The sequence below is a fragment of the Oryzihumus leptocrescens genome (genome assembly GCF_006716205.1).
GTDB classification, from domain to species: Bacteria; Actinomycetota; Actinomycetes; order Actinomycetales; family Dermatophilaceae; genus Oryzihumus; species Oryzihumus leptocrescens.
On the sequence record NZ_VFOQ01000001.1, the window covers coordinates 1,466,366 to 1,478,472 of the forward strand.

General features: G+C 75.0%; 7 protein-coding genes. 2 read left to right on the forward strand and 5 right to left on the reverse strand.

The genetic code is table 11. The annotated features are described in order from the left end of the window. Positions 1–191: 191 nt before the first annotated feature. The gene (locus FB474_RS07000) at positions 192–4,109 is read left to right on the forward strand and encodes a Pls/PosA family non-ribosomal peptide synthetase (RefSeq protein WP_425465304.1); all 3,918 of its coding nucleotides are present in this window, start codon (positions 192–194) and stop codon (positions 4,107–4,109) included. Further along, the gene (locus FB474_RS07005) at positions 4,106–5,470 is read left to right on the forward strand and encodes a M1 family metallopeptidase (RefSeq protein WP_141787990.1); all 1,365 of its coding nucleotides are present in this window, start codon (positions 4,106–4,108) and stop codon (positions 5,468–5,470) included. Before FB474_RS07000 ends, FB474_RS07005 begins: the two co-directional genes overlap by 4 nt. On the opposite strand, the gene FB474_RS07010 is transcribed toward FB474_RS07005, so the two are convergent. The 5 genes from FB474_RS07010 to FB474_RS07030 are packed head-to-tail and all read right to left on the reverse strand — an operon-like array spanning position 5,436 to position 12,063. Beyond that, a complete protein-coding gene (locus tag FB474_RS07010) occupies positions 5,436–6,269 on the reverse strand; it encodes a 4'-phosphopantetheinyl transferase family protein (RefSeq protein WP_141787991.1) in 834 nt (277 codons plus the stop codon). The genes FB474_RS07005 and FB474_RS07010 overlap by 35 nt on opposite strands. A gap of 8 nt (positions 6,270–6,277) precedes the next feature. Further along, positions 6,278–6,904: a phosphatase PAP2 family protein gene (locus FB474_RS07015; RefSeq protein WP_221632465.1), complete on the reverse strand. Its 627-nt coding sequence runs from the start codon at positions 6,902–6,904 to the stop codon at positions 6,278–6,280. Further along, positions 6,901–8,271, reverse strand: coding sequence for a diacylglycerol/lipid kinase family protein (locus tag FB474_RS07020; RefSeq protein WP_246092068.1), 1,371 nt, complete (start codon positions 8,269–8,271; stop codon positions 6,901–6,903). The genes FB474_RS07015 and FB474_RS07020 overlap by 4 nt, the downstream gene beginning before the upstream one ends. Next, complete coding sequence (locus FB474_RS07025) at positions 8,268–9,293, reverse strand: polyphosphate kinase 2 family protein (RefSeq protein WP_141787992.1); 1,026 nt, start codon at positions 9,291–9,293, stop codon at positions 8,268–8,270. The genes FB474_RS07020 and FB474_RS07025 overlap by 4 nt, the downstream gene beginning before the upstream one ends. A 34-nt stretch (positions 9,294–9,327) precedes the next feature. Next, positions 9,328–12,063, reverse strand: coding sequence for a cation-translocating P-type ATPase (locus FB474_RS07030; protein ID WP_246092069.1), 2,736 nt, complete (start codon positions 12,061–12,063; stop codon positions 9,328–9,330). Positions 12,064–12,107: the final 44 nt, after the last annotated feature.

Genomic DNA, 12,107 nt, shown 5'->3' on the forward strand with positions numbered 1-12,107 from the left:
CTCATCATCAGCCTTCCCGGCCGCTTCCGCCTCAGCCGTTCCGACGACCGATGCGGCACGCACCTGCCGACCTGCGAGCCCGGGCGGTTCGGCCCTTGCGCAGGCAGCGCGGGCGGGCCGACAGTGGCGCTGTCCGTGCAGCGACCGGCCCGGGGCGAGCACCTGGGCGGCCCGACGACGAGGACTCCGACGTGGACGTGCGCAACCCCGGCGAGGACGCCAGCGTGCACGACGACGGGCTCTCGCGGGGGGCGCTGGCCGCGCCACCGCGGACCCTGGTCGACGTGCTCCTGGCCACACGGGACCGACACCGCGGCGCCCCGGCCATCGACGACGGCCACGTGACCCTGACCTACTGGCAGCTGCTGGAGGCCGTGGACGTCCAGGCGGCGCGGCTGGCCGCCGAGGGCGTCGGGGCCGGCGACACGGTGGGGGTCCGGGTGCCCTCGGGCACGGTCGACCTCTACGTCGCGATCCTGGCGATCCTCACCGTCGGCGCCGCCTACGTCCCGGTCGATGCCGACGACCCCGACGAGCGGGCCCGGCTCGTCTTCGCCGAGGCCGGGGTCGCCGCGGTCGTCGGGGCCGGCGGCGACGTGGTCCGCCGCACGCCCAGCCGGACCGCGCGGGCCACGCCCACCCCGCAGGACGACGCCTGGGTCATCTTCACCTCGGGCTCGACCGGCACCCCCAAGGGCGTCGCGGTCACGCACCGGTCCGCCGCGGCGTTCGTCGACGCCGAGGCGCGGCTGTTCCTGCCGGGAGCACCGCTGGGGCCCGGCGACCGGGTCCTGGCCGGGCTGTCGGTGGCCTTCGACGCCTCGTGCGAGGAGATGTGGCTGGCGTGGCGGCACGGCGCCTGCCTCGTCCCCGCCCCGAGGGCGCTCGTGCGCAGCGGCATGGACCTCGGCCCGTGGCTCGTGGCGCAGGGCATCACCGTCATCTCGACCGTCCCGACGCTGGCCTCGCTGTGGCAGCCGGAGGAGCTGCGCGGCATACGGCTGCTGATCTTCGGCGGTGAGGCGTGTCCGCCCGAGCTGGCCGCACGGCTGGTCGAGCCGGGCCGGGAGGTGTGGAACACCTACGGGCCGACCGAGGCGACCGTGGTCGCCTGCGCCGCCCGGCTGAGCGGCCAGGGCCCGGTGCGGATCGGCCTGCCGCTGGACGGGTGGGACCTGGCCGTGGTCGACACCGACGGCCACCGGGTGCCGGTCGGCGGCACCGGCGAGCTCGTCATCGGCGGCGTCGGCCTGGCCCGCTACCTCGACGCGGCCAAGGACCGCGAGAAGTTCGCGCCGAGCCCCGCCCTGGGCTGGGACCGGGCCTACCGCAGCGGCGACCTCGTGCGGCACGAGCCGGAGGGGCTGGTCTTCGTGGGCCGCGCCGATGACCAGGTCAAGGTCGGGGGCCGCCGGATCGAGCTCGGCGAGGTGGACGCCGCCCTGCAGGACCTGCCGGGGGTGACCGCGGCGGCTGCGGCGGTGCGCACCACGCCGGCCGGCACGCCGGTCCTGGTCGGCTACCTCACCGTCGCCCCCGGGGCGGCGTTCGACCAGCAGGCCGCCCGCGAGCGGCTCTCCGCGAGCCTGCCGGCCGCCCTCGTGCCCCTGCTCGCGGTCGTGCCCACGCTGCCCACCCGGATCTCGGGGAAGGTGGACCGGCACGCCCTGCCCTGGCCCCTGGAGCCGGACGTGGCCCCCGGCGCGGCCGGGCTCACCGGCACCGCAGCCTGGCTCGCCGAGCAGTGGACCGCCGTGCTCGGCGTCGGGGTCCGCGGGCCTGAGGACGACTTCTTCGCCGATGGCGGAGGCAGCCTGTCGGCGGCGCAGCTGGTCTCGGCGCTGCGGGCCCGCTACCCGGAGGTGACCGTCGCCGACGTCTACGAGAACCCCCGCCTCGGGGCGCTGGCCCAGGTGCTGGAGGAGTTCTCCCCGCCGGTCAGCGCGACGAGCCGGACGGTGGCGCCGGTCCCTCGCTCGGCCGGCGTGGTGCAGGCGCTGGCGTCGGTCGTGACGGCGACGGTGGTGGGGCTGCGCTGGCTCACCGTCCTGGCCCTGGTGGACAACCTGCTCGCCGGGTCCGGCGCGCCGTGGGCCACCCCGGTGTCGTGGTGGTGGGTCCTGGCCGGATGGGTGCTGCTGTTCACCCCACCGGGGCGGATCGGCCTGTCGGTGCTGGCCGCCCGGCTGTTGCTGCGCGGGCTGCGACCGGGCTCCTACCCGCGCGGCGGGTCGGTGCACCTGCGACTGTGGTGCGCCGAGGCCGTCGTGGCCGCGGCCGGGGCGGAGAACCTCTCGTGCGCCCCGTGGACCAGCCTGTATGCGCGGGCCCTGGGGGCCAGGGTCGGCGCGGACGTGGACCTGCACGCCCTGCCGCCGGTCACCGGGCTGCTCACCCTGGGCCAGGGCTGCGCCGTCGAGCCGGAGGTGGACCTGTCCGGGCACTGGCTCGACGGCGACGTGCTGCACGTGGGACGCGTCAAGGTCGGCGCGGGCGCCACCGTCGGGGCACGCTGCACCCTCGGGCCCGGCTCCCGGGTGGGTCAGGGGGCCGAGGTCGGGGCCGGGTCCGCGGTGCTCGGCAACGTCCCGCCGGCCGAGCGCTGGGCCGGGTCCCCCGCGGCGTTCGCGGGCGTCGCCCACGCCGACAGCCCGGGCCGGCGGGCGCCACGCTCCCGGGTGTGGCCGGTGGTCTACGGCCTGACGGCGCTGGCGCTGGCGACCCTGCCGCTGGTGGCCGTCGCGTGCGGCGCGCTCGTCCTGGGGCGGGCGGTGCACGGCACCGTCACCGTCGGCGGCGCGGTCGTCGCCGCGCTGGCCTGGGTGCCGGTCGCCACGCTCGTGATGGTGGTCGCGCTGGCGCTGCTGGTGCTGGTCGGCGTCCGCCTGCTCGCCCTGGGCCTGTCCGAGGGGCACCACCCGGTGCACAGCCGGGTCGGCTGGCAGGTGTGGGCCACCGAGCGGCTCATGGACGAGTCCCGCAGCCTGCTCTTCCCGCTCTACGCCAGCCTGGCCACGCCGTGGTGGCTGCGGGCCCTCGGCGCCCGCATCGGGCGGGGCGTGGAGGCCTCGACGGTGCTGATGCTGCCGAGCATGACCACCATCGGGGACGGCGCGTTCCTCGCCGACGACACGATGATCGGCTCCTACGAGCTGGTCGGCGGCTGGCTGCGGGTCGAGCGGGCCAAGGTCGGCAAGCGGGCGTTCCTCGGCAACTCCGGCATGACCGGGCCCGGCCTCAGGGTGCCCAAGCGCGGGCTGGTCGCGGTCCTGTCGACCACCCCCGCCCGGGCCAAGGCGGGCACCTCCTGGCTCGGCAGCCCGCCGGTGCGGCTGCGCCGGCCCCCGGCCTCCGGCGACGAGACGCGCACCTTCAACCCGCCCCGCCGGCTCAAGCTCGCCCGCGGGGCCGTCGAGGTGCTGCGCGTCGTGCCGGTGATGTGCACGGTCGCCCTCGGCGTCCTGGTGGTGGCGTCCCTGCAGGCGGTGGTCACACGGTCCGGCTGGGTCGTCGCCGGGCTGGTCAGCGGGCTGCTGCTGCTGGTGGCCGGAGGGCTCGCCGCCGGGGTGAGCAGCCTGGCCAAGTGGGTGCTGGTCGGGCGGTTCGTCGTGGGGGAGCACCCGTTGTGGAGCGCGTTCGTGTGGCGCACCGAGCTGGCCGACACGTTCGTGGAGGTGCTCGCCGCGCCGTGGTTCGCCCGCGCCGCCACCGGGACTCCCGCGCTCGCCGTGTGGCTGCGCGCCCTGGGAGCCCGCATCGGGCCGGGCAGCTGGTGCGAGAGCTACTGGCTTCCCGAGGCCGACCTCGTCGGCATCGGCGCGGGCGCGACCGTCAACCGGGGGTGCGTGCTGCAGACGCACCTGTTCCATGATCGGATCATGAGCATGGACCGGGTCACCCTGGAGGAGGGCGCCACGCTCGGGCCGCACGGGGTGGTGCTGCCGGCAGCCTCCATCGGGGCGGCCACCACGGTGGGGCCGGCCTCCCTGGTCCTGCGCGGTGAGGCGCTCCCGGCGCACACCCGGTGGCGGGGCAACCCGGTCGAGCCGTGGCCCGACCGGCAGGCCCCCGCGGGCGCCGCTGTTCGGCAGAAGGCCGGCTCCCGGTGAGGGCCGCCCCCAGCGGGCCCGGCCCGGGCGCCGCGACCGCCGGCGACCCGTACCTGCCCACCCACGGCAACGGCGGCTACCACGCCAGCCGCTACGAGCTCGACCTGGACTACCGCGTGGTGAGCAACCACCTCGCCGGGCGGGCGCGCCTCTCCCTCGTGGCCACCCAGTCGCTGTCCCGGTTCAGCCTCGACCTCGGGGCCCTGCGCGTCGCCCGGGTGAGCGTCGACGGCCGCCGGCCCGCGCGATACGTGCACCGGGGCGGCAAGCTGCACGTCACCCCGGCCGAGGCGCTGCCCGCCGGCGCGGTCTTCGTGGTCGAGGTGATCTACTCCGGCAACCCGCGGCCGCTGCGCTCGCCGTGGGGTGAGGTCGGCTGGGAGGAGCTCACCGACGGGGTCATCGTCGCCAGCCAGCCCGACGGTGCGCCGTCGTGGTTCCCGTGCAACGACCAGCCGGGCGACAAGGCGAGCTACCGGTTCACGGTGACCACCGACGCCACCTACGAGGTCCTGGCCAACGGCACCCTCGTCGGGCAGTCCAGGCTGGCCAGCCGGCGGCGCTGGGTGTTCGAGCAGGCCGAGCCGATGTCGACCTACCTGGCCACCGTGCAGGTGGGCCGCTACGACCTCGTCGAGCTGGCCGGAGGCCCGGTGCCCCAGCGGGCGCTGGTCCCGGCGCGGCTGAAGTCCTTGCTGCTGAACGACTTCCGGCGTCAGCCCGAGATGGTGCAGCTGTTCACCCAGCTGTTCGGGCCCTACCCGTTCCCGGCCTACGCCGTGGTCGTCACCGACGACGACCTGGAGATCCCGGTGGAGGCCCAGGGGCTGTCGGTGTTCGGGGCCAACCACCTCGACGGCCACGAGGGCCAGCAGCGCCTGGTGGCCCACGAGCTGGCCCACCAGTGGTTCGGCAACAGCGTCACCATCGGGACCTGGCAGCACATCTGGCTGCACGAGGGGTTTGCCTGCTACGCCGAGTGGCTGTGGTCGGAGCACCGCGGCGGCCCGTCGGCGCAGGCGCTCGCGGTGCAGCACCACGCCCGGCTCGCGCGGCTGCCCCAGGACCTGGTCCTGGCCGACCCCGGGCCGGCGCTGATGTTCGACGACCGGGTCTACAAGCGGGGCGCGCTGACCCTGCACGCCCTGCGGGTCCTCATCGGCGACGAGGCGTTCTTCGACGTGCTGCGCGACTGGGCCGCCACCCACCGGCACGGCGTGGTCACCACGCAGGACTTCGTGGACTGCGCGTCCCGGCACACCGAGCTGCCGCTGCACGGGCTGTTCCGGGCCTGGCTGGACGAGTCGGCGCTGCCCCAGCTGCCGGTCAGTGGCGGTCCCGGCGCAGCTGCGCGTCGCTGACCCGGTCGAGCAGCACCTGCGGCGCGGCGGCAGGGTCACACCGCACGGCCAGGCACCCGGCATACCCGGGGCCGACGTCGAGGTCCGTGAGCCCCAGGCATCCAGCCCAGTCCTCGTGGCCCGCCCACGCCAGGACCCGGGCGTCACCGGGCCCGGTCGTGACCGTGAGCGAGGACGGCGCCACCGCGAGGCCGTAGCCCGTGGCCTTGAGCGCGGCCTCCTTGCGCACCCACACCCGGGCACGGGCGTGCGGGCTGCGCCCCTCGGGCTGCAGGTCCAGCGCCGCGCGCTCGGCCGCCGACCAGGCCACGTCGGCCACCCCGTCCGGGGTCGCCGACACCCGTTCCACGTCGACGCCGACCGGACCGCACGTGGCCAGCGCCACCACCACCCGGTCGCCGGCATGCGCGACGCTCACCTGCGGCGGGCGCACGTCGTCCACAGCGGTGACCACCGGGCGGCCGTGGCGGTCGCTGCCGCACAGCGGGCACAGCACCCGCACCCGGACCGCCTCGGGCGGGACCTCCATCAGCCGGCTGGCGACCAGGCGCAACAGCGCGCGACCGGTCGCGGAGCGGGCCCGGTCGTCCGCACGGTGCAGGGCGACGACCCGGGTCAGGTCCCTCTCGTCCAGCCATTGCGCGACCGCGTCCAGCGGCGCCACCCTGCTCCACCACACCTGCACGAGGGGTATGGCGGGTGGGCGCGTGCGCGGTTGCGGCCCCGCCGCGGTGGTCGCGGTGGCGGCGGTGTCGGTCGTGGTCGCGGCGGTCGAGGTGGCCCCCGCGTGGGTCCCCATGGCACTCATCATCCCTCCCGGGCCGCGCGGCGGCGCGCCGCGAGGCGATGGGTCCAGCTGCCGATGCTCGCCCCCAGCAGCGCCCCGGCGACGACGTCGCCGGGGAAGTGCACGCCGGACTGGACCCGGGACCAGCCGACCGTGGTGGCCGCCAGGCGCAGCGGCAGGGCCAGGACCGGGAGCTCCGCGCCGGCGGCCGAGGAGAACGCGAACGCCGAGGCGGTGTGGCCGGAGGGGAACGAGCCCGAGGTGGGCATCTTCACCCGGTGGCCGCGCTCGGCCTCCACCCGCACCGGCCGCCCCCGGCGCAGGAGCGGCTTGACGACCAGGTTCGCCGTGGCCGAGGTGGCCCCGACGGCCGCCAGGCCCACGACGGCCGCCCGCCGGCCACGGCGCCCCAGCAGGCTGAGCACCGCGGCCGTGCCGACCCACAGGCGCGAGTAGTTGGCGGCGTTGGAGACCCGGCCCAGGGCATGGTCCAGCGTGGGGGTGGGGGTCCCGGCAACGGTGTCGTGGACGGCCTGGTCCAGGGCGGCGAGCTCGGCCAGGGCCCGGTGGCCCACGTCGGAGGCCGGCGCCGCGTGACGTCGCCCGCGCCCGGCCCGCGCACCGGGGCGGGGCGCGCGCCGGCTCACCGGTGGCCCCCGAACGCGAGGTGGCGCAGCCGGACCCAGTTGAGCGCGGGGGCCGGTGGCGGCACGCCCGGGCGGGACCGCGGCACCCGCACCCGCAGTGCCTGGGGCCGGATCGTGCACGTCACCGGGGTGGGCAGCACGAGCGCCTCGCCGTCGACGCCGACCGGCACCTCCGGGGTGTCCGCGGTGACGACCACTTGCGGTGCCTCGACCCGGGTGACGCCCCGGTCGTGGGCCAGCCGCAGCAGGCCGACTGCCTGCCGGGCGTTGTCCACGCTCACCGCGACCACCCCGAGCCGGCCGGTGTCCAGGCGGGCGCGGCGGCCCATGCCGGCCAGGTCGGTCATCTCGTAGGGGTTGACGCTGACCAGCACCGCCTGGGGACCCTCGACGCTGACCCCGTCGGTCCGTGCGGTCAGCCGGGCGCCACCCTGGCCGGTCAGCAGGTCCGGCAGCATCTCCAGGGTCGTGCCGCGCTTGTCGTCGCGGTACGCCGGGCTCTGCACCACCTCGGCGTAGGCCCCGAAGGAGGCGTTGTTGACGAAGGTGCGTCCAGCGACCTCGCCGAGGTCCACGTGCAGCTCCACGCCGTCGTCGGTCAGCGCCGCCAGGCAGGTCGAGGGGTCTTCCCGGTCGAGGCCGAGGTCGAGGGCGAAGTGGTTGCGCGTCCCGGCGCTGATGACCAGGAACGGCAGCCCGTGCTCGGCCGCCACCCCGGCGACCAGGGCCTGGGTGCCGTCGCCGCCGGCGACCCCGAGCAGGTCCGCCCCGGCGGCCACCGCGTCCCGGGCGAGCGCCTCGACGTCCACGGTGCCCGGTCCCTCCAGCAGGACCACGGTCGCGCCGAGCTCCTCGGCCCGCGCCTTGAGGTTGAACCGCTCCACCTTGCCCCCGCCGGAGCGCGGGTTCATGACGATGAACGCGCGCAGTGGCGGCGGCACGACGTGCTCGGGCATGGTGGCCGGCACCCGGTCGCGGGCCAGGGCCTCGCGGCCACAGGCCCCGGCGACGAGCAGCAGGCCGAGCGCCAGCAGCGCGACCCAGAGCAGGTGACCGCGGACGAACAGGACCGCGAGGACCACGGGCACGAGCACCACCAGCCCGAGGGCGACCCAGCGCTGCAGGCCGCGGCGGGTCAGGAACCACCACGCCGAGGCGACGACGAGCATGACGCCGAGCGCGGCGGTGACCAGCAGCCAGAGCGCGTCCTTGATGGCGAACGCGACCAGGCTGAGCGCCGCCAGGGCCACGGAGGCGAGGGCGCCGCGGGCCAGCCAGACCTGACCTCGGGACCGCGGTGCGTCCGCGCCGGGGCGGGCACCCGTCATACCGCCGCGGTGGGCCGGGCTCGCGGCACCGGAGGTCACGAGCGGTCCTTCCGGTGCTTCCCCTTCTTGCCCTTCTTCTTGCGGCGTTTCTGCGTGCCGTCCCCGCCCTCCTCCTCGCGCAGCGCCTCCGCCTCGAACGGGTCGGGCTCGGTGCCCTTGGGGGCCTCGGCCTCCAGCGCGGCCTTCTCCTGCAGCATCTCGGCTCGGGTGTCGGTGCTGACGGTGGGGTACTGCGGGTCGATGTCCATGAGGGTGTCGACCAGGACGGCGGCCGTGGCCAGCCGAGCGAACCACTTGCGGTCGGCGGGGATGACGTACCACGGCGCCCACTCGGTGCTCGTCGCCGAGAGCATCTCCGAGAACGCCTCCTGGTAGTCGTCCCAGCGCAGCCGCTCCCGGGCGTCGGCGGGGGAGAACTTCCAGTTGTGGTCGGGCAGGTCGATGCGGCGCAGGAAGCGCACCCGCTGCTCCTCCCGGGAGAGGTTGAGGAAGAGCTTGACCACCCTGAACCCGTTGTCGACGAGGTAGTGCTCCCAGTCGTTGATCTCGCGGTAGCGCCGGTCCCAGACGCCCTTCCCCTTCGCCTCCGGCGGCAGCTGCTGCCGGTCGAGCAGCTCAGGGTGCACCCGGACGACGAGCACCTCCTCGTAGTGGGAGCGGTTGAAGATGCCGATGTCGCCGCGCGGGGGCAGCTCACGGGCGTAGCGCCACAGGTAGTCGTGGTCGAGCTCCTCGGTCGAGGGGACCTTGAAGCCGCGGACCCGCACCCCCTGCGGGTTCACCCCGCTCATGACGTGCCGGATGGTGCCGTCCTTGCCCGCGGCGTCCAGCGCCTGCAGGCACACCAGGACACCCCAGGTGTCCTGGGCGGCCAGCCGCTCCTGGTACTCCGCGAGCAGCTCGACCCCCGTGCGCAGCAGCTCGGCGCCATCCTTCTTCTTGACGAAGTCCGCCTTGTATCGCGGGTCGTAGTCCTCCTCCAGGTCCACCCGCGTGCCCGGGGGCACCCGCAACGGCGCGATCGCCTCGGCGATCCGCCTGCCCCGGTCGTCGTGCGCCATGGCTGCCGTCCTTTCCCGCCGGTCCCGGTGCCGGTCAGTCGGTGCCCGCGACGCCGGACAGGGCGCCGCGGCGGAGGGGAACCTTGCCCAGCTCCCACAACAGGAGCAGCGCCAGCGCCGGCACCAGGGCCCAGGCGAACTCGCGCATGGAGATCTCGGTGGTGCCCAGCAGCCGGCGGAGCATGTCCATCTGGGTGGTCATCACCGCGAGGACCAGCTCGCCGAGGGCGGCCCAGTTCATCTGCTTGCTGTCGAAGCTGCTCGCGCTGAGGGCGGTGGCGGTCTCGCTGCGGCACTCGAACGCGGCGACGATGAGGCACAGGGCGAAGGAGGTGAACGCGATCGACTGCCCGACCTGCGGGCTGCCGAAGTGCGCGCCGCCCCAGTGGATCAGGCTGAGCAGGCCGATGGTGATGACGAGGCCGACCAGGCTCACCGTCGCGACCAGCCGCGTCGTCAGCACCGACTGGCCGCGGGGGAGCGGTCGGCGGGCCATCAGGCCCGGGGTCTCGAGGTCGAAGCCCAGGGCGAAGCCGAACGGCGCGTTGACGAAGAAGTGCACCCACAGCACCTGCGCCGGGGTGAACGGCTCACCGCCCGCGATGTTGAACAGCGTGGCGCCCAGGAAGGTCAGGACGAAGGCGACCAGCAGCAGGAGCACGAAGCGGATGTACTTCGCGAGGTTGTCGTAGATCTTCCGACCCTGCTCGACCGCGAAGACGATGGTCGCGAAGTCGTCGTCGGTGAGGATCATCCGGCCGGCGTTCTTGGCCACGTCGGTGCCGCTGCCCATCGCGATGCCGATGTCGGCGGCCTTGATCGCGGGGGCGTCGTTGACCCCGTCCCCGGTCATCGCGACGACGTCGCCGCGGGCCTTGAGCGTGTTGGCCAGCAGGACCTTGTGCTCCGGGGCGACCCGGCCGACCACGCCGATCGTGTCGATCCGCTCCAGCCGCTCGGCCTCCGACAGGGCCGCGAAGTCCGCGCCGAGGACCGCCTCGCCGGGGATGCCGAGCTGGGTCGCGATCGCGGCGCCGGTGGTGACGTCGTCCCCGGTCACCATCCGCACGCGGATGTGCGCGGACTGGGCGGCGGCGACGGCGGCCTTCGACTGTTCACGCGGCGGGTCGACCATGCCGACCAGGCTGGTCACCTGCAGCTGCTCGACGTAGCCGAGCAGGTCGCCGTCCTTGTCGAACGTGGCCGGGTCGAGGTCGCGGGTGGCCGCGGCCATGACGCGCCGTCCCGCCCGCTCCATCCGCTCCATGTGCTCCACGGCCGACTTGCCGAGGGCGGCGTCCCACGGCACGGTCCGCCCGCCCGAGAGCGCGGTCGCCGCGCGCGAGAGCACGGCGGGGGCGGCCCCCTTGACGAAGCAGCGCACGACCTCGCGGCCGTCGGCGTCGGGGGCGCGGTTGAACGTGGCCATGAGCTTGTATCCCGGGTCGAACGGCAGCGCGGCCAGCCGCGGCAGCCGCTCGTGGCTGGCCTCCACGTCGAGGCCGGCCTTGTGCCCGAGCACCAGCAGCGCGCCCTCGGTGGGGTCGCCGACGACCTTGCCCTCGACGAGCTTCGCGTCGTTGGCGATGACGTAGGGCAGCACCGCCGCCTCGATCGTGTCCGTGGCCCCGGCGGCGTGGTGGATGCTGCCCTCGAGGCTGTAGCCGGTCCCGGTGACGGTGTAGCGGTCGGTGGGGTCGACCACCTCGACCACCGTCATCTGGTTCATCGTCAGGGTGCCGGTCTTGTCCGAGTTGATCGCCGAGGTGTAGCCCAGGGTCTCCACCGAGGGCAGGTCCTTGACGATCGCGCTGCGCTTGGCCAGGTCGATGCTGCCCAGGGACAGGATCACCTGGGTGACCGTCGGCAGCGCCTCGGGGATCGCCGCGATGGCCAGCGAGACGGCGGCGACGAACAGCGCGTCCCACGCCTGCCCCCGGGCGTGGCCGAGGACGAACATCACGACCATGGTCAGCCCGGCCGCGGCGGCGATCCACAGCGTCAGCCGGTTGAGCTCGCGGGTGAGCGGGGACTGCTCGGCCTCGGTCGCCGTGAGCATCCCCGAGATCTTGCCCAGCTCGGTTTCGGCGCCGGTGCCGGTGACCACGATCGCGCCGCTGCCGTGGGTGACCGGCGTGTTCATGAACGCCATGTTCGACTGCTCGCCGGGGCTGAGGTCGTGCCCGGTCAGCACGGTGGTGTCCTTGGCGGACGGGACGCTCTCGCCGGTCAGCGCGGACTCGTCGATCTGCAGGGCACTGGCGGCGATGATCCGCCCGTCCGCGGGCACCTGGTCACCGGCGGCGAGCAGGACCACGTCGCCGACGACGAGCTGCTCGGCCGGCACCTCCGCGTCGGCGCCGTCGCGCCGCACGCGGGCGGTAGCCTTCATCATCGACTTCAGCGCGTTCATCGCGCTCTCGGCCTTGCCCTCCTGGCGCAGGCCGCCGACGGCGTTGACGAGGGTCAGCACGATCAGCAGGATGCCGGTGCTCCACTCCTGGATGAGCAGGGACACCAGCGCCGCCACCACGAGGATGATCTGCATGTAGCTGCGGTACTGGTCCAGGAACCGCTTCCAGCCGGGCTCGGGCTTCTCCTCGGGCAGGGCATTCGGCCCGTGGTCGGACAGCAGCTGCGCGGCGGTCGCGGCGCTCAACCCCGTCGCCGGGTCGACGTGCAGCGCAGCGGTCACCTCGGTCGCGGGCCGGGCGTACCACGGCCCCCCGGCCGGCGAGGTCAGCTCACTCTTCCGGGCCTCGACGGTCACCGCCGCCACCTCCTCGCTCCGGCGCCCGGGTGGAACCACCCCGC

Coding starts and splice junctions, on each gene's coding strand:
- FB474_RS07025 (WP_141787992.1), bottom strand. CDS start 9,293: ATGGCGCACGACGACCGGGGCAGGCGGATCGCCGAGGCGATCGCGCCG.
- FB474_RS07010 (WP_141787991.1), bottom strand. CDS start 6,269: ATGGGGACCCACGCGGGGGCCACCTCGACCGCCGCGACCACGACCGAC.